18 protein-coding genes and 1 other RNA gene are annotated in these 23,095 nt (G+C 41.4%); all 19 read left to right on the top strand.

Features of this window, described 5'->3' with window-relative positions:
• The first annotated feature begins 38 nt into the window (after positions 1-38).
• An RNA gene (rnpB, locus tag ACFINY_RS06250) (RNase P RNA component class A) lies at positions 39-429 on the top strand.
• A gap of 264 nt (positions 430-693) precedes the next feature.
• On the top strand, positions 694-1,692 hold the full coding sequence (gene rsmH / locus ACFINY_RS06245) for a 16S rRNA (cytosine(1402)-N(4))-methyltransferase RsmH (RefSeq protein ID WP_375613363.1): 999 nt from the start codon (positions 694-696) through the stop codon (positions 1,690-1,692).
• Entirely contained in the window at positions 1,689-2,093 is a 405-nt protein-coding gene (locus ACFINY_RS06240; RefSeq protein ID WP_375611988.1) for a hypothetical protein, read from the top strand. Before rsmH ends, ACFINY_RS06240 begins: the two co-directional genes overlap by 4 nt.
• Entirely contained in the window at positions 2,093-3,835 is a 1,743-nt protein-coding gene (locus ACFINY_RS06235) for a peptidoglycan D,D-transpeptidase FtsI family protein (protein WP_375611989.1), read from the top strand. The genes ACFINY_RS06240 and ACFINY_RS06235 overlap by 1 nt, the downstream gene beginning before the upstream one ends.
• A gap of 23 nt (positions 3,836-3,858) precedes the next feature.
• Positions 3,859-5,310: a UDP-N-acetylmuramoyl-L-alanyl-D-glutamate--2,6-diaminopimelate ligase gene (locus tag ACFINY_RS06230; RefSeq protein WP_375611990.1), complete on the top strand. Its 1,452-nt coding sequence runs from the start codon at positions 3,859-3,861 to the stop codon at positions 5,308-5,310.
• Positions 5,307-6,728, top strand: a complete 1,422-nt coding sequence (gene murF / locus ACFINY_RS06225; protein ID WP_375611991.1) for a UDP-N-acetylmuramoyl-tripeptide--D-alanyl-D-alanine ligase — start codon at positions 5,307-5,309, stop codon at positions 6,726-6,728. The genes ACFINY_RS06230 and murF overlap by 4 nt, the downstream gene beginning before the upstream one ends.
• Before the next feature lie 22 nt (positions 6,729-6,750).
• Complete coding sequence (gene mraY, locus ACFINY_RS06220; protein ID WP_375611992.1) at positions 6,751-7,821, top strand: phospho-N-acetylmuramoyl-pentapeptide-transferase; 1,071 nt, start codon at positions 6,751-6,753, stop codon at positions 7,819-7,821.
• A 4-nt stretch (positions 7,822-7,825) separates the two neighbouring features.
• Entirely contained in the window at positions 7,826-9,220 is a 1,395-nt protein-coding gene (gene murD / locus ACFINY_RS06215) for a UDP-N-acetylmuramoyl-L-alanine--D-glutamate ligase (RefSeq protein ID WP_375611993.1), read from the top strand.
• Between the two features lie 143 nt (positions 9,221-9,363).
• Complete coding sequence (locus ACFINY_RS06210; RefSeq protein ID WP_375611994.1) at positions 9,364-10,518, top strand: FtsW/RodA/SpoVE family cell cycle protein; 1,155 nt, start codon at positions 9,364-9,366, stop codon at positions 10,516-10,518.
• The gene (murG, locus tag ACFINY_RS06205; protein WP_375611995.1) at positions 10,511-11,647 is read left to right on the top strand and encodes an undecaprenyldiphospho-muramoylpentapeptide beta-N-acetylglucosaminyltransferase; all 1,137 of its coding nucleotides are present in this window, start codon (positions 10,511-10,513) and stop codon (positions 11,645-11,647) included. Before ACFINY_RS06210 ends, murG begins: the two co-directional genes overlap by 8 nt.
• On the top strand, positions 11,631-13,058 hold the full coding sequence (gene murC, locus ACFINY_RS06200) for a UDP-N-acetylmuramate--L-alanine ligase (protein ID WP_375611996.1): 1,428 nt from the start codon (positions 11,631-11,633) through the stop codon (positions 13,056-13,058). The genes murG and murC overlap by 17 nt, the downstream gene beginning before the upstream one ends.
• A complete protein-coding gene (gene murB, locus ACFINY_RS06195) occupies positions 13,036-14,013 on the top strand; it encodes a UDP-N-acetylmuramate dehydrogenase (RefSeq protein ID WP_375611997.1) in 978 nt (325 codons plus the stop codon). Before murC ends, murB begins: the two co-directional genes overlap by 23 nt.
• Before the next feature lie 237 nt (positions 14,014-14,250).
• Entirely contained in the window at positions 14,251-15,171 is a 921-nt protein-coding gene (locus ACFINY_RS06190) for a D-alanine--D-alanine ligase (protein ID WP_375611998.1), read from the top strand.
• Positions 15,159-16,070, top strand: a complete 912-nt coding sequence (locus tag ACFINY_RS06185; protein WP_375618227.1) for a cell division protein FtsQ/DivIB — start codon at positions 15,159-15,161, stop codon at positions 16,068-16,070. The genes ACFINY_RS06190 and ACFINY_RS06185 overlap by 13 nt, the downstream gene beginning before the upstream one ends.
• The gene (ftsA, locus tag ACFINY_RS06180; RefSeq protein ID WP_375650999.1) at positions 16,067-17,368 is read left to right on the top strand and encodes a cell division protein FtsA; all 1,302 of its coding nucleotides are present in this window, start codon (positions 16,067-16,069) and stop codon (positions 17,366-17,368) included. The genes ACFINY_RS06185 and ftsA overlap by 4 nt, the downstream gene beginning before the upstream one ends.
• A gap of 63 nt (positions 17,369-17,431) precedes the next feature.
• Entirely contained in the window at positions 17,432-19,204 is a 1,773-nt protein-coding gene (gene ftsZ, locus ACFINY_RS06175; RefSeq protein ID WP_375612001.1) for a cell division protein FtsZ, read from the top strand.
• Positions 19,205-19,417: 213 nt separating this feature from the next.
• On the top strand, positions 19,418-20,302 hold the full coding sequence (gene lpxC, locus ACFINY_RS06170; RefSeq protein WP_375612002.1) for a UDP-3-O-acyl-N-acetylglucosamine deacetylase: 885 nt from the start codon (positions 19,418-19,420) through the stop codon (positions 20,300-20,302).
• A gap of 157 nt (positions 20,303-20,459) precedes the next feature.
• The gene (locus ACFINY_RS06165) at positions 20,460-21,353 is read left to right on the top strand and encodes an outer membrane protein assembly factor BamD (protein ID WP_375612003.1); all 894 of its coding nucleotides are present in this window, start codon (positions 20,460-20,462) and stop codon (positions 21,351-21,353) included.
• 6 nt (positions 21,354-21,359) lie between these two features.
• Positions 21,360-23,021 carry a DNA repair protein RecN gene (gene recN, locus ACFINY_RS06160; RefSeq protein ID WP_375612004.1) on the top strand — a complete coding sequence of 554 codons (1,662 nt, stop codon included), beginning with the start codon at positions 21,360-21,362 and terminating at the stop codon, positions 23,019-23,021.
• Positions 23,022-23,095 lie beyond the last annotated feature (74 nt).

Here is a 23,095-nt window from a genome sequence, read left to right as displayed (position 1 = left end):
ATTTTCACGGAGCAGAAAATGTTTTATAAATCAGTATGTCAGTCGGCTGGGCAGCCGCGCTTGTCTGATACTGAAATACGGCAGGTGAGGAAAGTCCGGGCTCCATGGAAAGACGGTGCCGGGTAACACCCGGCAGGGGTGACCCTAGGGAAAGTGCCACAGAAAGTAAACCGCCTATTTTTATAGGTAAGGGTGAAAGGGTGGAGTAAGAGCCCACCGCGCATTCAGTAATGAATGTGGCAAGGTAAACCCCACCGGGAGCAAGACCAAATAGAAATGACGTGCAAAATTTAATTTGCAGCCGATTTCCGGGCGAGTCATTCGGGTAGGTTGCACGAGGCGGATGGTAACATCCGTCCCAGATGAATGGTTGCCATGTAAAGTGTAAGCTTTACTCTACAGAACCCGGCTTATAGGCCGACTGATATTTCATGATGATAGGCGATATTTTATAAGATCAATTATATATGGTCTTTTATGGAGTCTATGTGTTTGAAATGGACACTTGAGCAAAGGGTGTTTAAAAAAATTATAACATTTCTTTAAGTATAATGCGTTAGGATCTGTTTTGGGATAACTTTAGTTTTTTCGTTCATTGTGATTAATGTGAAAGTTGAAGGTCAGGTTATTCTAAGATCAGTTGCCATGAGAGAGCTGTTGATTTAAGACAGCATAACTTCAAGACGGATTATTTTGATAAAGCAGGATCAAAGAGCTGAACGCCATATTCCAGTGTTGTTACAGCCAGTTTTGGCTGGGCTTATGCCATTGGTTGGAGCAAAAGTAATTGATGGTACCTTTGGTGCTGGTGGGTATACGCGCGCTTTATTAAAGGCAGGAGCACAGGTGATTGCTCTTGATCGTGATCCTCATGCTATCAGCGCGGGACAATCGCTTGTTGATGAATTTTTTCCACGCCTTCGTTTGGTCCATATGGCGTTTTCACAGCTCGATCGTGTCGTTGAAGAGAAGGTGGATGCAGTTATTTTGGATATTGGTGTCTCTTCAATGCAGCTTGATGAAGCAGAAAGAGGTTTTTCTTTTCAAAAAGATGGTCCATTGGATATGCGAATGGCTCAGACTGGTTTTACAGCCAGCGATGTTGTCAATCATTTAAAAGCAAGGGATTTGGCACGTATTTTTAAGATATTAGGGGAAGAGCGTTATGCGGGGCGAATTGCACGGATGATTGAAAAGCGTCGTGTTGTGCAGCCTTTTTTGCGTACAGGTGATTTGGCGTATGCTATCGAAACGTTGATAGGACGTAAGCCGGGAGATCGTATTCATCCGGCAACACGTGTATTTCAGGCTCTTCGTATCTATGTTAATGATGAAATTGGTGAATTGGCATGTGGTTTATTTGCTGCTGAACGCGTTTTAAAAGCTGGAGGCCGTTTGGGGGTTGTCAGTTTTCATTCTCTTGAAGATCGTATGGTCAAAAGATTTTTTTCGGCTCGTTCTGGAGAATGTATGAGATCACGCTATCTGCCAGAAATAAAGGCTGCTCCAGCAACATTTTTTCCTTTGTTTCGAGGTGGGATCACGGCAACTAAAGAGGAGTTACAGAAAAATCCTCGTTCACGTTCTGCGAGGTTGCGTATTGGTGTACGGACTGAAGCAGAGGCTCTTGCAGCAGATATGAAATTATTTGGTTTAGCAGAGATTGCCAGTTTTGAAGGCAGCAAAAAATGACAGTTTTTCGTACATTTGATATGATTTTAGTGTTGATTATGATTTGTATGGCAGGACTTACTTATAAGGTAAAATATGATGTTCAAAAGCGAATGAACGAAGTTCTTCATCTTGAGCATGAAATTGCTGCAGCAAAAAATACGGTAAGTTTGCTTCATGCTGAGTGGGCTGTGATGATAAGGCCTTCACGCATGCAAAAACTTGCGAAACGTTATCAGAAAGAACTTGGGTTAGAGGTTATACAGCCGCGTCAAATCGTGGAGTTTAAAGACATTCCGGTACGGGTACATGATCAAATTGAAGAAGTGATTAAACAAAATATCTTGGAAGATAATCAAGATATTTTGACAAATAATCGGGCTTCTCAGATCAATAGTGTTGTCCAAAAAGGCGCGCAGTAATGAAATCGACTTTTTTATTCTCACAGAAGAAAAAGCGCTTAAAGAATTCGTTGAATAATCATAATGTTTCTGTTCGTCGTCCCTATTCTAGTCGTCCACGTTTGCTTTTTTCGTTGTTCTGCTTTTTAATTTTATATGGCATCATGGGGGCTTGCCTTATTTCTTATGGGTTGGAAGGTGGACAGATTGAAGAAGCAAAAGGGCCTGGAGTTCTTCAATTGATGGCACGGCCTGATATCGTTGATCGTAATGGTCGTTTATTGGCAACAGATATTAAAACTTATTCACTTTTTGCTGAGCCACGACGTATTATTGATGTGGATGAAACAATTGAATTGCTCTCAACAGTTTTGCCTGATCTTAATTGGCAGGAAACCTATAAGCGCTTAAAAAGAAAAACTGGTTTTTCTTGGATACAGCGTGGGTTAACACCAATGCAGAAGACACAAATTATGGCTCTTGGTATACCAGGAATTGGTTTTCGGACTGAAATTCGTCGCTTTTATCCTGATGGACCTGTAACTTCCCATATTCTCGGCATGGTGAATGTTGATAATCAAGGCATTGCAGGTATGGAAAAATATATTGATGATGCGGGTTTGAGTGCTCTGCGTGCTGCTGGTCTTGCCATGGAAGAATCATTAAAACAAGTTCAGCTTTCGATTGATGTGCGTGTTCAGGCAATTGTTCATGATGAACTTATTCAGGCTATGAAGCGTTATAAGGCAATTGCTGCAGGAGCTGTTATTTTAAATATACATACGGGGGAAGTTTTGGCTTTGGCATCACTACCAGATTTTGATCCTGGAAATCCTATTGAAGCTTTAAAAAGTGATCGTCTCAATCGGATGACGGCAGGAGCTTTTGAAATGGGATCGATTATTAAAAGTTTTACGACCGCCATGGCACTTGATTCCAATATTTTTTATTTAAACAGTATTATTGATGCTTCAAAGCCAATAAAAGCAAGTAGTGGGTATACTATTCATGATTTTCATGGAAAAAATCGACCCTTAACGTTATGGGAGGTTTTTATTTATTCTTCTAATATTGGTTCTGCTAAAGAGGCATTGGCGATAGGGATTGATAAACATCGTGGTTTTTTACAAAAACTTGGATTACTGGATCGTCTCACAACAGAGTTGCCTGAAGTTGCCCACCCTATTGTGCCACATCATTGGAAGGATATACATTCTATGACGATTTCTTTTGGGCATGGTATGGCAACAACCCCCTTGCAAACAGCTGTCGGGGCTGCTGCTTTAATGAATGGTGGTTGGTTAATTGCTCCGACATTTTTAAAACGGACAAAAGAACAAACTCTGCACCATGCAAAACGGGTTTTGCAGGCTAAAACAAGTCAAAATATGCGTTACCTTTATCAATTAAATAGTGATATTGGTTCTGGACGTAATGCAAAAGTAGAAGGCTATCGTGTAGGTGGTAAGACAGGAACAGCTGAAAAAGTTGAAAATGGAAAATATTCTAAAACAAAAAATTTCAATAGTTTTCTTGCTGCTTTTCCTATTGAAGATCCTGCTTATGTTGTTTTAACAATTATCGATGAACCAAAGCCAGAGGAGGGACAGCGTTCAGCAACAGCGGGAATGAATGCTGGACCAATGCTTGCTAATATTGTTCGTCGCACAGCTAGTTTTCTTGGTGTAAAACCCGATTTTAAAAAAGAATATGAGCCTCTTTTAAGTAAAAAGAGCAATTCAAGTTTCGTTAAACAACGGTAAAATGAATATAAAGGTGCGTTATCATGTTGTTGGGAACAGTTTTTACAGAATGTGTTGAAGATGAAAGTCTTTCTTCAATAGAAATAACAGGAATCAGTGTGGATTCTCGGCAAGTTTTGCCAGGCTATGTTTTTGTCGCTGTTCAAGGAAAAAAAAGTGATGGAAGACACTATATAGATGATGCGATAAAGCGTGGCGCACGAGCAATCGTTACAGATTATCATGCTGTTCTTGAGGATTTATCTGTTCCCATTTTACGTGTTTCTAATGTTCGTCATAGTTTAGCGTTGGCAGCTGCACGTTTTTACGGTTCTCAGCCTGAAACGGTCGTTGCTGTGACTGGTACAAGTGGTAAAACATCTGTTGTCTCTTTTCTTCGGCAAATTTGGACTTATGCTGGATTTTGTGCTGCGAGTATAGGAACTGTTGGTGTTGTTTCTCCTAAACGGAATGTTTATGGTTCTCTCACAACACCTGATCCGGTCGTATTGCACCGTCTTCTTTATGAAATTTCTCATGAAGGTGTGACTCATGCAGCTCTTGAAGCTTCTTCGCATGGGCTTGACCAAGGACGACTTGATGGAGTCCGTTTAACGGCTGGTGCCTTTACCAATTTAGGGCGAGATCACATGGATTATCACACGGGGGTAGAGGATTATTTGCGGGCTAAAATGAGGTTGTTTGATACACTTTTGCCTGTATCTGCTCCTGCTTTGATTTTTGCTGATGATGTTTATTCACAAAAGGTTATTGATGTTGTTACACAAGCGCGCCGCCGTGTCTTGACAATTGGTCGTAAGGGGCAATTTATCACGATTAATCGTGTCGAACATCAACGCTCAAAACAGTGTATTGAGTGTCGTGTGGAAAACAATATTTATACATTTGATTTGCCTTTAGCTGGAGATTTTCAGGTCGCCAATGCGCTTATGGCAGCGGGGTTAGCAATTGCAACGGGCGTTTCACCTCGTAAGGTTTTTTCTGCGCTTGAAACTTTGCAGGGGGCACCTGGGCGGTTAGAGTTTGTGGGAAAGACAGAAAATAATGCGCTTGTTTACATTGATTATGCCCATAAACCAGAAGCTTTGGAGCAGGTTTTGCTTTCTGTTCGTCCCTTTACGCAAGGGCGCTTGATCGTTGTTTTTGGTTGTGGAGGAGATCGTGATCAAGGAAAAAGACCTTTGATGGGAAAAATTGCGGCGGATAAAGCGGACATTGTTATTGTAACGGATGATAATCCTCGCACAGAAATGCCAGAAAAAATACGCAAGGATATTTTACAGGCGGTGCCAACAGCAATAGAGATAGCAGATCGTGGAGAGGCTATTTCTTACGCGGTGGAGCTTTTGAAAGTTGGTGATACATTAATCATTGCTGGAAAAGGTCATGAGGATGGCCAAATTATAGGGCAGACAACTTATCCTTTTTCAGATCGTCTGAAAGCGATAGAAGCTTTAGAGGACCGAAAAAAATGACAGCTTTATGGGATAAGCAAGCACTTGTTGCTGCAGTTAATGGTGTTGTAATGGGAAGCCTGCCAGAAACTTTTTCTGGGGTTTCCATTGATAGCCGTACTCTTGCGGAAGGGGATGTTTTTTTCTGCATTAAAGGGCATCATCTTGATGGTCATGATTTTGCTGCGCAAGCTTATGAACGAGGTGCAGGCGTTCTTATCGTTGCGGAACACCGTTTGAGGGATATGAAAAAGATATCGGCTCCACTCATTGTCGTTCCTGATGTTTTGCACGCCTTAGAACAACTTGCACAAGCTGCACGCAAACGTTCAAGAGCTAAGATTATCGCGGTAACAGGATCAGTGGGAAAAACAACGACAAAAGAAGCTTTGAAACAAGCACTTGCAACGGCTGGGAATGTTCATGCGAATCTCGCTTCTTTAAACAATTGCTGGGGGGTTCCACTCACTTTAGCGCGGATGCCTGTGGAGAGTGATTATGGTATCTTTGAAATTGGCATGAATCACAGAGATGAAATTCGCCCTCTGGTCAAACTGGTTTGTCCGCATGTTGCTCTCATTACGCATATTTGTGCAGGACATATGGGTTTTTTCAAGGATCTTGAAGAAATAGCAAAGGCAAAAGCTGAAATTTTTGAAGGATTGGATGAGGAAGGCATTGCCATTTTAAATGCGGATAGTGATTTTTTTTCTTATCTCGTTCAAAAAGCAAAGAAATGCGGTGTAAAAAAGATCTTAAGCTTTGGTGAGACTAAAGATGCTGATTATCAAGCGCATGATATACGTCTTCTAACCGATAGTTCTTCTATGATTGTGCGTATGGGGGGGCGGGATAGGGAGGTCCAAATTGGTGCTCCTGGGCGCCATATTGTGCAAAATAGTTTAGGGGTTATTGCTGCTTGTGATGCTATGGGGGTTGAGCTAGAGCCTGTTTTTCTTTCTTTTCGCCATTTTTCTTCTCAAAAGGGGCGAGGTGTTCGTTATCGACTGTCTTTATCAAATGGGGGTGAATTTTATCTCATTGATGAAAGCTATAATGCAAATCCTGCTTCTATGCGTGCTGCACTTGAGCTTCTTGCTACAGGGCCTGTAGGGAAAGGGGGGCGGCGAATTGCTATTTTAGGAGATATGCTAGAGTTAGGGGAGTATAGTGAAAAGCTTCATCGTGATTTAATAAAACCAATACGTCTTTCTGGTGCTAATCCGGTTTTTCTATTTGGTGAGGCGATGAAATCTTTAGTCAGTGATTTGTCTGCTGGTGTTAAGGTTCATTATGCTGAAAATATTGAGAAAATTTTATCGCTTCTTTTAGCAGAAATTTCTTCTGGGGATCTGCTTATGGTTAAATCATCCAATAGCCTTTGTTCATCAAATATTGTGACTGCATTGCTTGATCGCTATAAAGCGGTTTCTTCATAGTTTTAAGAGGTTTTTTTATTCCATGATGCTATTTTTTTCTTCGTTTAGTGATTGGCTTCCAGGTGTGAATGTATTTCGTTATATTACTTTTCGCACGATAGCGGCTATGCTTACTTCGGGGCTTATCGTCTTTTTGTTTGGACCTAGCATCATTGCTTCTCTTAAATTGCGGCAGGGTAAGGGGCAACCGATTCGTGCTGATGGTCCTCAAACACATTTTAAAAAGGCTGGAACACCTACAATGGGTGGATTGATGATTTTAATCGGCATTGTGGTATCGGCATTTTTATGGGGTAATTTATCGAATATTTATTTTTGGGTATCGCTATTGGTTATGCTTTCTTTTGGGGGAATTGGATTTTATGACGATTATCTTAAGGTCACAAAACAAACAGACAAAGGATTTTCTGGGAAAGCACGATTAAGCTTGGAGTTTTTTGTTGCGGCAATTGCGGCTTTTGCCATCTTGAAAATTGGCTCATCTGGATTAGCTTTGCCTTTTTTAAAAGATTATCTTATCAATTTGGGCTGGTTTTTTATTCCTTTTTCTGCTTTCGTCATTGTTGCGACGGGTAATGCGGTTAATTTAACGGATGGACTCGATGGGCTTGCTATTGTTCCTGTGATGGTTGCAGCTTTATCTTTTGCTCTGATTGCTTATCTTTCTGGTAATATGAATTTTGCTGATTATCTCCAAATCCATTATGTATCGGGAACAGGTGAATTGGCTGTTTTATTGGGAGCTGTTGTTGGGGCAGGGCTTGGTTTTTTATGGTTTAATGCACCACCTGCAGCTATTTTTATGGGAGATACTGGTTCATTGGCTCTTGGAGGACTCTTAGGGACTGTTGCGGTTGCTACGAAACACGAAATTGTTTTGGTTCTTATTGGTGGGCTTTTTGTTGTGGAAGCTTTTTCAGTCGTTATTCAGGTTGGTTATTTCAAATTAACAAGAAAACGCGTGTTTCTTATGGCACCGATACATCATCATTTTGAGAAAAAAGGCTGGACTGAAAGCCAAGTCGTGATACGCTTTTGGATTATTTCGATTGTTCTCGCTCTCATAGGTCTTTCAACACTTAAATTGCGGTGAGAATGTGATTTCTGTTACGTGTTATAAAGGTCAAAAAGTTGCTCTGTTTGGATTGGGACAGTCTGGACTAGCAACGGCACAAGCATTGATGTGTGGTGGTGCAGAAGTGGTGGCGTGGGATGATAGTTCTTCAAGCGTGCAAATGGCTTTTCGGCACAATATTCCAACACGAGATCTCCGTTATGAAGATTGGTCAGAATTTGTTGCATTGATTGTAGCTCCTGGAGTTCCTTTAAGTTATCCTCAGCCCCATTGGATTGTTGAAAAAGCACGAAAAAAAAATATAGAAATTATCGGTGATATTGAATTATTTGTTCGTGCGCGCCAGCATTTTTTACAACATTATGGTTTGTGTGACCAAGATGTTCCTTTCATTGCGATTACGGGGACGAATGGCAAGTCAACCACAACGGCTTTACTTGCGCATTTGTTGGAAAAAATGGGCTATGATGTGCAGATGGGGGGAAATATCGGAAAAGCAATATTGACGCTTAAGCCATTTGTTAAAAAACGTATCTATGTGATTGAATGTTCATCATTTCAAATTGATCTTACTCCCTCTCTTCAGCCGACCATTGGACTTTTATTGAATTTAACACCTGATCATATTGATCGACATGGGAGTTTTGCCTGTTATGTGCAAACCAAAAGGCATCTGATTGCTCAGGCTTCTCAGGCTTTCATTTCAGTTGATGATGCAGCTTGTCGGGTTTTATATCAACAGTTACTTCATGATGGGAAGCAAATTGAGGCAGTTTCCAAGGATCATTTTGTTGAAAATGGTTTTTATGCAGATGGGACAAAGCTCTTTTCTGTTCGTCAAGGACAGCGCCATATGCTTGCAGATCTTGCTCCTATGGCGGTGTTACGTGGGAGTCATAATGCGCAAAATGCCCTTATGGCATTAGCAGCATTGCAGGCTTTAAAAATAACCGATCCTTCTGTGAACAAGCATTTGGCAAGTTATAAAGGGTTGGATCATCGTATGCAGCAGGTGCGTAAAATGGGGGCGGTTTTGTTTATCAATGACAGCAAGGCTACTAATGCAGATGCAACAGCTCCTGCGCTTTCCACCTTTAATGATATTTTTTGGATTGTTGGAGGACAGGCAAAAAAGGGAGGGATAGAGTCTCTTAGAGAATTTTTTCCTAAAATTCGTAAAGCTTATTTGATTGGGAGCGCGGCGGAAGAATTTGCTCGCACTATTGGATCTGCTTTTCCCTTTTCTATGAGCTTAACTTTGAAAAATGCGGTGCGTGAAGCAGCTGTTGACGCAATGGGTTGTAAGGAAAAAGAGGTGACGGTTCTTTTGTCACCTGCTTGTGCAAGTTATGACCAATTTAAAAATTATGAAATGCGAGGCGAAGCATTTGTCTCTTTTGTGATGCAGTTACAATAAAAAAGCATCAGTTATAAAAAAATATTTTTGCGTTAAGACTCCAGAATCTTTTTTTATGTAATTTAGTTTTTAAAGTGTTTGTTAAACAGGCTGGGGAACCATATCACTTTGAGATAATTTATAAAATGGATAAGGTGGATATCATGGTGACGCGTGCAGATAGAGATCCAATTGCTAATTGGTGGTGGACGATTGATCGCTCTATCTTTGCAGCTTGTTTAATTTTAATGGGAATTGGCATTATGCTGTCTTTTGCTGCCAGCCCTATTATTGCAAAAAAAATCGGAATTGCTGATAGTTTTTATTTTGTTCGGTGGCATATCATTTTTAGCATTTCAGCATTTTTTACGATGGTTACCATTTCCTTTTTTTCGCTTTCTAATATTCGTCGTTTATGTGCTCTTTTGCTCATTGTAACGCTTGCTCTTATGGTTGCAACCTTATTTTGGGGTCCAGAATTAAAGGGAGCACGGAGGTGGATTCTACTATTTAGTTTTTCTGTACAGGCTTCAGAATTTATGAAGCCAGCTTTTGTGGTTATGTCCGCTTGGCTTTTTTCGGAACAGATACGCAAGAGGGGCATTCTGGGTTATACGTTAGCGATTCTACTTTATGCCATTTGTTGTGTGCTTCTGGTTTTGCAGCCTGATATTGGACAAACAGTTTTAATAAGTGCAACATGGGGGGGGCTGTTTTTTATTGCTGGTGTCCCTCTTACTATTATTTTTCTCTTTCTCATTTTAGGCGTTGTAGGAATTATTTTAGCTTATTTTTTTCTGCATCATGTGCGCGAGCGGATCAATGGTTTTTTGACAGGTGAAGGAGATACTTTTCAAGTGGATGTGGGACGTGAGGCTATTTTGAATGGTGGTTGGTTTGGGCAAGGTCCTGGGGAGGGCACAGTAAAACGTATCATTCCTGATAGCCATACAGATTTTGTATTTTCCGTTGCTGCTGAAGAATATGGTATTATTCTTTGTTTATTAATTATGATGCTGTTTGGCTTTATCGTTATGCGTTCATTGTATATAGCCATGAATACACGTGATTCCTTTATACGTCTTGGTATTACTGGCATAGCAATGATGATTGGCTTTCAATCAGCTATTAATATGGCCGTTAATCTTCACTTAATTCCTCCAAAAGGTATGACATTGCCTTTTATTTCTTATGGTGGTTCTTCGATGGTGGCGATTGCGTTTTCAATGGGCATTTTGCTTAGTTTAACACGTCGTTGGCCAGAAGCGCGCCTTTCAGCTTTTTCTTCCTCTTCTGTCTTGGATACCCCTTATGAATGATAAAAAAGTTATTATTTTGGTGGCTGGTGGTACAGGTGGACATCTTTTTCCTGCTGAAGCCCTTTCTGTTGAATTAAGGCAGCGTGGATATGATGTTCATTTAATAACAGATGAAAGAGCACGCCCTTTTGTTCGGTGTTTTGATGAAGGGCATATTCATATCGTTTCATCGGCAACATTTACACGACGCCATCCTTTTGCTCTGATAAAGACGTTTTGGTCTTTGCTAAGGGGTATGGGGCAATCGTTGGCGTTGTTTTATAAATTACGTCCTGTTCTTGTTGGAGGATTTGGGGGGTATCCGAGCTTTCCTCCTCTTTTTATTGCGGCTTTAACGAGGCGTGTGACATTTATTCATGAACAAAATGCTGTTATGGGGCGTGCCAATCGGGTGTTGGCAATTTTTGTGCGTGCAATCGCTGGTGGCTTGTTGTCGCCAAATGGCACTTATGCTCATAAAATACTTTTGACGGGGAATCCTGTCCGTGAGGCTGTGTTGAAGGCGTCCAAAATTCCTTATCATTCTTCAGAGGAGGAAAAGCCATTTAATTTTTTGATTTTTGGAGGTAGCCAAGGGGCTTCTGCTTTTTCACATATTGTTCCAGAAGCTATTGCTTTATTTGATGATAAGAACCGTAAACGTTTACGAATTGTACAGCAAGTCCGCGGTGAAGCAGGAAGGTTGATCAAAATCTATCGTGATATGGGGGTACAAGCAGAAGTTGCTCCTTTCTTTGATGATATGGCTGAACGTATGGCACATGCTCATTTTATTTTGTCGCGCGCTGGGGCTTCGTCCGTTTGTGAGATAGCGGTGATTGGTAGACCTGCTTTGCTTGTTCCCTATCCCCATGCTTTAGATCATGATCAGGCTGCCAATGCAGCTTTGCTTGCTCGTGTGGGGGGAGCGCAAATTATATCAGAAAAAGATTTAAATGCACAAAAGCTTTCTTCTCTTTTAATGCACGCTTGTTGTGCGCCCCATTTATTGGAAAAACAAGCGCTTGCTGCAAAAAAAGTTGGACAACCTCATGCAACCCGTCGCCTTGCTGATATGGCTGAATCCTTAATTGCAGGGCGATTGTTGTCAAATATAAAAGAGGAGCTTTTTAATGAAAATGCCACTTGATATAGGCGTTATCCATTTTATCGGAATCGGGGGGATCGGTATGAGTGGAATTGCGGAGGTTTTTTATAATCTTGGCTATAAAGTTCAAGGGTCAGATCAAGTTGAAAGTGCAAATGTTGAACGTTTGCGGAAAAAAGGAATTAACGTTCATATAGGTCATTGTGCTGAAAACTTAGGGAATGCAGAGGTTGTTGTTTTTTCTACTGCCGTTAAAAAAACAAATCCTGAGTATATTGCTGCAAAGGAAAGACATTTGCCGCTTGTCAGACGTGCAGAAATGCTGGCGGAGCTGATGCGGTTTCGGCGTGCAATTGCGGTGGGTGGTACACATGGTAAAACAACAACCACATCAATGGTCGCAGCCCTTCTTGATGCTGGTCATTTTGATCCAGTGGTGATTAATGGCGGTATTATTAATGCTTATGGTACGAATTCTCGTACAGGAGATGGCGATTGGATGATTGTTGAAGCTGATGAAAGTGATGGTACATTTTTAAAGCTGCCTGCTGATATTGCTGTTGTTACCAATATTGACGCTGAGCATTTGGATCATTATGGAAATTTTGATGCTGTGCGTGAGGCTTTTCGGCAATTCGTAGAAAATGTTCCTTTTTATGGTTTTGCTGTTTTGTGTCTTGATCATCCAGAGGTTCAGTCATTGGCGGGCCGTATTGATGATCGTTGGGTGATCACTTATGGTGAAAATCCACAAGCGGATGTTCGTTTTCTTAATCTTTCGATGGATGGTCAAAAAACGCATTTTGATGTTCTTGTTCGCTCACGCAAAACAGGAAGAAAGATTGAGTTAAAAAATTTGCTTTTGCCCATGGCAGGGCAGCATAATGTTGCCAATGCAACGGCGGCGATTGCTATTGCGCATGAACTTGGCATTTCAAATGAAGCTATAAAAAGGGGCTTAGCAGAATTTGGCGGAGTAAAACGGCGTTTTACGCGAACAGGAAGTTGGCGTGGCATTGAAATATTTGATGATTATGGACATCATCCTGTTGAAATAAAGGCAGTTTTGCGTGCTGCACGTGAGAGTGCAAAAGGGCGTGTTATTGCGATTGCACAACCCCATCGGTATTCGCGTTTGTATCATTTATTTGATGATTTTGCTGCTTGTTTTAATGATGCAGATACAGTGTTGATTACGCCCGTTTATGCGGCTGGTGAAGAACCTATTGTAGGATTTGGTTCTCAAGAATTGGTAGAGCATATTAAAATGGCTGGTCATCGTGATGTGCGCTTAATACATGGTCTGGAAGATGTTGTGTCTCTTGTCTCAACATTTGCTCAGGCAGAGGATTATGTGGTTTTTCTTGGTGCTGGCAATATCACACAATGGGCTTGTGCTTTGCCTCATCAGTTGTCGGTATTGGATGGTCATGATAAATTTTCAGCACATTGATGGTGAGGCGTTATTGGCGCAATTGCAACCACTGTTGGGGGGTATAAGAGGCAAGCTTACACCTAATGTTGAGATGCGTAAGGTGACGTGGTTTCGCACTGGTGGGTTGGCAGAACTTTTTTATCAGCCTGTTGATGAGGAAGATTTAGCTCTTTTCCTTCAAAATTTGCCTGAATTTATTCCTGTCACAATTGTCGGTATCGGTTCTAATCTTCTGGTGCGTGATGGGGGGGTTCCTGGTGTTGTGATTCGTCTTTCGCCAAAAAAATTTGGGCAAGTGAAACAAGTTTCTCCAAAAGGCTTTTTAGTTGGTGCTGGTACGGCGGATAAACATTTAGCTGCTGCCGCTTTAGAAGCTGAGATTGCAGGTTTTCATTTTTATCATGGTATTCCTGGAGGTCTTGGGGGAGCTCTCAAAATGAATGCGGGTGCGAATGGTGTTGAAACCGCAGCGCGTGTTGTCGAGGTCTATGCGCTGGATCGTAAAGGGCAACGTCATATCTTGAGTGTGAAAGATATGCATTATTCCTATCGCCATTGTGATATTCCTAAAGATTTTATTTTTACGGCTGCTTTATTAGAAGGAAAACTCGGCAATAAAGATGATATTCGTGCTGCTATGGATGAAGTTGCCCTCCACAGAGAAAAAGTGCAACCTATTCGCGAAAAAACAGGGGGGTCAACTTTCAAAAACCCTGAGAATACATCCGCGTGGCGCGTGATTGATGAAGCAGGGTGTCGTGGTTTACAGATTGGTGGCGCTCAAATGAGTGAAATGCACTGTAATTTTATGATTAATACAGGGCAAGCAACAGGATATGATCTTGAAGCATTGGGAGAAACAGTGCGTGCGCGTGTTTTTGCAAATTCAGCCCACCTTTTACAATGGGAAATAGAGCGTATTGGTCAATTTGAGCGTGGTCGAAGTGTTTCTCCTTTTGATCCATTTCATTGATTTATTGTTCACTAAAAAGTGAAAATAAAAAATTGAGTCATTTCAAAGAGATAATAAAAAATTTCTATTAAGAATCAATAAATTAACAAAGAATCTCTTGCATCAGGCTTTTGAGTCTGATTCATTATGCAAAATGCTAGGTTATTGATTCGCAAGGATAAACTTTGTTTTTCCTGTATGTAGTGCTGATGTATTCTATATAGACTACATATAGTATGCGAAAGAGGGTGATTTATTATGAAAGATAAACATATAGCTGTGTTAATGGGAGGTTTTTCTTCTGAACGGTCTATAAGTTTATCTTCAGGGGCGGCGTGTGCTGATGTTTTAGAGGTGCAGGGGTATCGCGTGAGCCGCGTGGATGTTGATGCTCATATTGCTTCTGTTCTTGAACAGTTGCAGCCCGATATTGCCTTCAATGCGTTGCATGGTCCATTTGGTGAAGATGGCCGGATTCAGGGGATTCTTGAATATTTAAAAATTCCTTATACTCATTCTGGCGTGATGGCATCTGCTTTGGCAATGGATAAGGGACGTGCAAAAATTATCGTTGCAAATGTTGGGGTTTGTGTTGCTCCTTCTCGTATCATGAGCCGCTTTGCTTTGGGCCGAACGCATCCCATGGAGCCTCCTTATGTAATTAAACCTGTGTGTGAAGGATCAAGTTTTGGTGTTGTCATTGTTCAAGGAAATGAAGCTGCACCGCCGCATAATATTGGGGGAGCTGAGTGGGGGTATGCCGATGAGGTGATGATTGAAAAATATATTCCTGGTCGTGAATTGACTTGTGCTGTTTTGGGGAACGAAGTGCTGGATGTGTGTGAAATTCTTCCCGATAAACACTTTCCATTCTACGATTATGACTCAAAATATAAAACGGGTGGTTCTCTTCATATTTGTCCTGCACAACTTTCACTAAATATTTACCAAAGTGTGCAAAGAATGTCTTTAGCAGCCCATCAGGCGATAGGGTGTCGAGGTGTTAGCCGTTCTGATTTTCGTTTTGATGAAAAAACGGGAGAATTGGTTTGGCTTGAAATTAATACGCAACCAGGTATGACCTCGACGTCTCTTCTTCCTGATATTGCAAAAGCGAGCGGCCGTACTTACGGCGATATTGTTCAATGGATGGTGGAGGACGCATCATGTATGCGTTGAATGTTAATAAAACAAATGTTCCGATGGAGGTGCTTTCAGTGCCGGCTTTGCCACGTCTTTATCGTCGTTTTCTTCGGTTTATGTTTGAGTTTGTTTTTGTCAATATTCATATTCCACGCCATTTTGGCTCTTTTGCTGTTGTGTGGTTTTTCTTTGTTACGGCTTTTTATGGACTTTCATCAAGTGGTCAGATGGCTGTGATCGTAAATACGATCATATTGGATAGTAGTTTTGTGGTCACTCATGTCGATATAAGCGGTAATAAGCGCTTGGCAAAGCAGGATATTTTTAAAATTTTAAAACTTGATGTTGCGCCTTCTATATTCACTTTTGATGTTGAAAGAGCGCGTTCTCTGTTGGAAAAACAGGCTTGGGTGCAATCGGCTAATGTTCAGAAAATTTATCCCAATAGAATGCGCATTTCCATCGTGGAGCGTGAACCCTATGCCATTTGGCAACATGATGGCATAATGGATATTGTTGATAATACAGGTCGTGTCATTGTGCCTTTTAAAGGAGAAATTGTTCGGGATTTACCTCTTGTGGTTGGGCAGGGTGCACAAAATGCTGCTAAAGTGTTTATTCAAGCGCTGTCAGTCTATCCGGAAGTATATGATCGTATTCGTGCTTTTGTGCGGGTAGGTGATCGACGTTGGGATCTTGTTTTGAATAATGGAATGCGCGTTATGTTGCCTGAAAATGGTGCTCTTGAAAGGCTTTCTTCTCTTTTTTCGTCCGGTACAATGCAAGATCTTTTATCTCGCGATATTCTCAGTGTTGATTTACGTCTTGCTGATCGAATTACTGTTTCTTTATCAGATGAAACGTTGGAGCGTTATCATACTACTGTAGCAGAAGAAGAACGTATTTTAAAAGCGCGAAAGGCAGGAAGCCTATGATGCTACTCAGATCACATCATTTGAAGGGGCGTAAAACACGTTTTTTAACGGTACTTGATGTCGGTTCAAGTAAGATTGTTTGTCTTATTGCTTGTTTGCGTCCTTTGAAGCATGCACACTATTTACATGGTCGTACACATTCTACGGAAATTCTAGGCTTTGGAGTGCAGCGTTCACGTGGTATTAAATCCGGTGTTGTTATGGATATGTTTGCAGCAGAACAATCAATAAGATTGGCTGTTGATGCGGCAGAAAAAATGGCGGGTTTGGTGGTGGATTCAGTGATTGTGAATTTTTCCTCAAGTCGATTACAAAGTGCTTTGATTAATGGAATGGTCCATTTGAATGGTCGTGAAGTCACCAAGCGTGATATGCGTATGGCCTTTTCAGATGTTTCGCGCAAAGCCTTTGATGCTGAACGTCATGTTATGCACTCAGTTCCAGTTTCTTATGTATTGGATGGAGATAAAGGAATTTTTGATCCTATTGGCATGGCAGGGGAAACATTTGGTGTCGATGTGCATGTGGTAACAGCGGAAACAGCATCTTTGCGTAATTTAGAAACTTGTATTAATCGTGCACATTTGAGTGTTGAAGCAATGGTTGCCACTCCCTTTGCAAGTGGTCTTGCTGTTTTGATGAATGATGAGGCGCATTTAGGGGCTGCATGTATTGATTTTGGTGGTGGAACAACAACATTTTCAGTGTTTTTTGAGGGGAAATTTATTCATGCAGATGCTCTTGCTGTTGGGGGGCATCATGTCACTCTTGATGTTGCGCGCGGATTTTCTATGTCTTTAACAGAGGCGGAACGTTTAAAAGTTGTTTATGGTTCAGCACTTTTAACAAGTGCTGATGAGCGGCAAATGATTAATGTAGCAGAAATTGGGAGTGAACAGCGTGAAACTCAATATCCTCGCGCAGTTCTTGGGCGTATCATTCGTGCGCGTGTTGAAGAAATTTTAGAAATGGTCCGTGATTGTTTAAATCGTTCTGGTTTTGGTCACATCATTGGTAAACGTGTTATTTTGACTGGGGGAGCAAGCCAGTTAACAGGATTGCCAGAAATGGCACGTACTATATTAGGAAGAAATGTTCGTATCGGGCGGCCTTTAGGTATTTCGAGGCTTCCTTCTCTTGCAAAAGGGGCGGCGTTTACATCTGCTGTTGGGTTGTTAATTTATCCGCAATTGGTGGGTTTTGAAGAAAAAACAATGCAGGCGGCAGGAAATCATTTATCGATGGGCACGCGTGGGTATTTTCAGCGTGTTGGTCAGTGGTTGCGTGAGAGTTTTTAGTTAAGTCTAGTTGGATAAATTTCATCGCTTTGGCTTGCGGTGTCTTATGAGAAGGAAAAGAAAATGACGATTAATCTGCATCGGCCAGATATCGCGGAATTGAAGCCACGCATTACCGTTTTTGGTGTTGGAGGTGGTGGCGGGAATGCCGTGAATAATATGATAAATGCTGGTCTTCAGGGAGTTGACTTTGTTGTTGCAAATACGGATGCACAGGCTTTAGCTATGTCAAAGGCTGAACGTGTTATCCAACTTGGGGCAGCTGTGACAGAAGGTTTGGGTGCTGGTGCTTTACCGGAAGTTGGGCAAGCGGCGGCGGAGGAATGTATTGATGAAATTATTGATCATCTTGCAGACTCTCATATGGTTTTCATTACTGCTGGTATGGGGGGAGGAACTGGAACAGGAGCTGCTCCCGTTGTTGCTCGCGCAGCGCGTGAAAAAGGTATTTTGACTGTTGGTGTTGTGACAAAGCCTTTTCAGTTTGAAGGGGCACGTCGTATGAAAACGGCAGAGGCTGGTATTGAAGAATTACAAAAGTCTGTCGATACATTGATTGTTATTCCCAATCAAAATCTTTTCCGTATTGCAAATGATAAGACAACATTTGCTGATGCTTTTGCTATGGCTGACCAAGTGCTTTATTCTGGTGTTGCTTCCATTACGGATTTGATGATTAAAGAGGGTTTGATTAACCTTGATTTTGCTGATGTTCGTTCTGTTATGCACGAAATGGGTCGAGCCATGATGGGAACCGGTGAGGCATCTGGTGATGGGCGTGCTTTGGCTGCTGCTGAAGCTGCTATTGCGAACCCATTGTTAGATGATACTTCTATGCGTGGGGCGCGTGGTTTACTGATTTCTATTACGGGTGGTCGTGATATGACTCTCTTTGAGGTTGATGAAGCTGCTAATCGTATTCGTGAAGAAGTAGATGCTGATGCGAATGTGATCTTTGGCGCTATTGATGATGAGTCATTGGAAGGTGTTATTCGTGTTTCTGTGGTTGCCACCGGTATTGATCGTGAAGTTAGTGATGTGGTTCAGTCCTCTCATCCTCAGATTCAAAGGCCTGCTTCTTCAATACGCAAGAGCGATCCTGGAACGTCACATAGTTCTTTTCATGTTCAATCATCGCCTCTGCGTTCTGAGTCAATGGTAGAAGTGATCGAATCACTTGAAATAGAGAAGGGTAAATCAACCGGAGAACAGTTCCGTCCCAAAAGTCAAATTTTTGCACAACCTGCAGAAGCAATGACGACACGAAGTGCCACGAATGCTGTTGCGTATGGTTCAAATGCTGTTCAGGAACAGAGATCCAATGTGCCTCGTATGCAAGTAAGCCGTGGTTCTCAACAGGCGATGACGGCTCCTGTGAGTATGGAGGCAACAGCGCATGTTCTTGATGAGATGACAGGGCTTGTGAAGCAAAAAGAAAAGCCAGTGCAACCAAAACAAATGCAACAAATGCAAGCGCGCGCTCCAATGCGTATGCCTGAGTTAAAGGATTTTCCACCTGTTGCTCATGGACAAAGTCAAAGAACATTTGTGACTGATCAAGGTCCTCGTAATCTTTGGCAGCGTTTGAAACAGAGCTTGACACATCGTGAAGAAGCTGAGCCAGAAGCGAGGCTGGAGCCTGCTGTTAGATCGTCTCAGCAGAAAGATTCTCATGTTTACAATAAAAATTCTCAGGCGCTTTCTCAAGATGCTTCTGTTTATGTTCCACGTCGTTCTGGTGAGCTGCATCCTCAGGTACCACAAGATCAGCGTACTTTTATAAGTGAAGAAGATCAGTTGGAAATACCAGCATTTTTACGTCGTCAGGCAAATTAATTGATGAAAAATGAGGTAAAGTAAGAAATTTTATTATTTCTTTAATGCTCAGTCAAAAATTATACAGTAAAATATATTACTGTTTTTTGGATAAAATACTTTGTTTTAAAAAGACCGCTTACAATAAGCGGTTTTTTTTATTATTTACTATGAATATTTTTTATAGTTTTATAAATTTTGTTAAAAGATGTACAAGCAATTTAATAAAATGATATGATGAATTTAGTACCAAAATATCAGTCTACTCTTAAAAAAGCAGTAACATTTAAGGGGATTGGCGTTCATAGTGGCTGTTTGTCAGTGGTAAAGGTTTGTCCAGCGGATGTTGGGTGTGGTATTGTTTTTAAGCGTTGTGGATTAGACGGAACAGAGAAAATATTTCAAGCCCATGCATCGCAAACAGGAAAAACTGAATTATCAACAGTACTTGGAGATGGAGATGTAAGGGTTGAAACAATTGAACATTTGATGGCGGCAATTGCTGCTTATAATTTGGATAATCTTGTTATTGAAGTGTCACATAATGAGATTCCTATTTTGGATGGTTCAGCGTGGCTATATTGCCAAGCTTTTGAAGATGTTGGTATTGTACAGCAAAATGCGTTGCGTTCTTATTTCATTATAAAAAAGCCGGTGCGAGTTGAAGGAGCTCATGGTGTTGCAGAGCTTTTGCCATTCGATGGACGTCGTTTTGATATAACGATCTCTTTTCCTTCTTCTGCTATTGGTAAGCAACATTTCAGTTTTGATCTTACCACACGAGGGTTTAGGGATGATTTGTCACGTGCGCGCACTTTTGGTTTTATCAAAGACGTGGAAGAATTAAGGCTTTCTGGAAAGGCGAGAGGCGCTTCTTTGGAAAATTCTCTTGTTATCGACCTTAATGATAAAATTTTAAATCCCGATGGTCCTTATTGGGAGAATGAATGTGTTCGGCACAAGATGCTTGATGCGATTGGTGATACTGCTTTGCTTGGGGCACCTTTTATTGGATTATTTCGTTCTTATTGTAGTGGGCATAGAATTAATGCGCAATTGGTGAAGGCTGTTTTGGCAGACGAATCATATTATGAAAAAAGCTTTTTAGAGAAAAAGTAAAAAAAATGGCAAGATTTTTTTATCGTTTATTTGATTTTTAAGGGGATGATTGACCTAAACTGCTAAATTGGTTATGTGGATTTTAAAGTGATATGGTATAAACCTTTGATAAATTGTTTTTGCTACAAGGTGATATTCTGTGGAGGCCGGAAAAACTATGAAAAAATCTCATGTGTGCATTGGAAATATGACATATAGAAAATCTAACATTGTACGCAAGATATTGGGGGTGGTGCTTTTGGGAAGCACCTGTATGTTAGCGGGATGCCTCTTTAAAGAGAAAAATACCCTTGATCCATCTGCTTATGTTTTGAAAATAGAGCCACCAGATGTTTTATATAATCAGGCGCTTGCTAGCCTTGAAAGTGGGCGGCTTGGGGATGCATCGAAGAAGTTTTTGAAGATTGAAAAACAGTACGCTTATACAGACTGGGGACGTAAATCTTTGGTCATGGGTGCTTTTACTAATTATCGACTCGGAAAGTATGATGATTCAATTAGTATGGCTCAACGCTATATTACTCTTTATCCAGGGTCGACTGACTCGGCTTATGCATACTATATTATTGGTCTTTCTTCTTTCCGTCGGATTCCTGATGTTACGCGTGATCAACGTGACACGAAACGTGCTATTGCTGCTATGCAGCTTCTTATAGAGCGTTATCCTAATTCTGAGTATGTCAAGGATGCTAAGGATAAAATCCGTTTTGGTCGCGAACAACTGGCTGGTAAAGAAATGCAGATTGGCCGTTATTATGAAGAGGGGCGGCGCTATCTTGCGGCAAGTAGACGGTTTCGTACCGTAGTTGAAGAGTATTCTGATACAAATCAAATTGAAGAAGCACTTTTCCGCTTGACTGAGGTTAATCTTGCTCTCGGCTTAACGGCGGAAGCACAGACGGCAGCAGCTATTTTAGGACGTAATTATCCCAAAAGTGAGTGGTATAAATTTTCTTATAATCTCTTGCAGAAGAATAAAATATCACCACGTGAGCATAAATCTTCTTGGATCTCAAATGCTTTAGGTGGTGACAAGAAGAGGGTACGTTGATTCTCTATGTTGGTACAGCTTTCGATTCATAATATTGTTTTGATCGAAACGCTCGATATTCATTTTACAGCGGGGTTGACGGTTTTAACTGGAGAAACGGGTGCGGGGAAGTCTATTCTCCTTGATGCTTTATCACTTGCTCTAGGGGGGCGGGGTGATGCTTCGCTTGTGCGTCATGGGGCTGACCGCGGGCAGGTCACAGCTGTTTTTGATGTGTCTGTTTCACATCCTGCACGTCAACTTATTCGTGAGAATGGTCTTGATGATGAGGGTGATATTATTTTACGACGTGTGCAATCAAGTGATGGACGTAGCCGTGTTTTTATCAATGATCAGGTGTCTAGTGTTGCATTGATGCGGAGTGTTGGCCGTTTGCTGGTTGAAATCCATGGACAACATGATGATCGTGCGCTTGTTGATGTTGCTACACATCGCCAATTATTAGATGCCTTTGGTGGTCTTGAAGATGAAGTGGAAAATTTGCGTCAGTGTTATCACACATGGCGTGAATTTGAGGAGCGTTTGCAACGGCAGCGTCTTAAAGTAGAGAGTGCTGTACGGGAGGTTGATTATCTTCGTGCGTGTGTAGAAGAGCTTGAAAAGCTTGATTTTAAAGTTGGTGAAGAGGAAGCTCTTTCTCTTCGTCGTGCTGATATGCTTAAATTAGAAAAAATAGCGACAGATATTAAAGAAGCGGATGATCTTTTAACAGGTCAAAAATCACCAATCCCAGTGCTTTCTAATTTGGTGAGGCGTTTGGAGCGGAAAATTCCTGAGGCGCAAGAACTTATTGCACCAGTGGTGAAATCTATTGATGAGGCATTGCATGCACTTGCAACAGCACAAGAAGGTATTGAGACGGCAATACGAGCATTAGATTTTGAACCTGATGAATTGGAACGGATAGAAGAGCGTCTTTTTGCTCTTCGGGGTTTTGCTCGTAAATATCAAGTTTCTGCGGATGAATTGGTTCAGTTACGCGATAAAATGGATGCTGAACTGGCTGACTTTGAAGAGGCTCAGACCATATTGACACGTTTTGAAGATGAGGCAGAGCAGGCAAAGAAAAATTATGATACATTGGCGCAAGCCTTAACAATAAAGCGTCGGGAGACAGCAAAGCATTTATCTGAAAGTGTTATGGCTGAGTTGCCGGCATTGAAGTTAGAGAGGGCTGAATTTATTGTTGAAATGCAAAGTGATATGGAAAAGCGGAGTGCAGAGGGATGTGATCGTATTGAATATTGGGTGCGAACAAATCCTGGAACACGTGCTGGGCCGATGCTTAGTGTGGCTTCTGGCGGTGAATTATCTCGTTTTTTGCTGGCATTAAAAGTTGTTTTATCTGATCGAGGATCAGCACCGACGCTGATTTTTGATGAAATTGACACAGGCGTTGGGGGGGCTGTTGCAGCGGCTATTGGGCATCGGTTGCAACGCTTATCAGAACATGTCCAAGTTTTTGCTATTACGCATGCTCCACAGGTTGCATCGAAAGCGCATGGTCATTTTCTTATTTCAAAAATTGAGAGTCATGATAAAGGACGCTTTGTTACTGCGATTCATAAAATGAAAGAACATGAGCGTGCAGAAGAAATTGCCCGTATGTTGGCTGGAGAACAGATTACTGAAGAAGCGCGTGCAGCGGCTCAAAAGCTTCTAGCATAAAGGTAATTAGTCAGCGATAAAAATACTAGAAAGCTTATATTTATTGAGATTCACTTGATGAGGAGGCGTGGGAG

Origin of the sequence: Bartonella sp. AA23NXGY, from assembly GCF_042197165.1 — a bacterium.
Taxonomy (GTDB): domain Bacteria; phylum Pseudomonadota; class Alphaproteobacteria; order Rhizobiales; family Rhizobiaceae; genus Bartonella.
The sequence above is the reverse complement of the archived record's forward strand: the minus strand, read 5'-3'. Positions and strand labels throughout refer to the sequence as shown.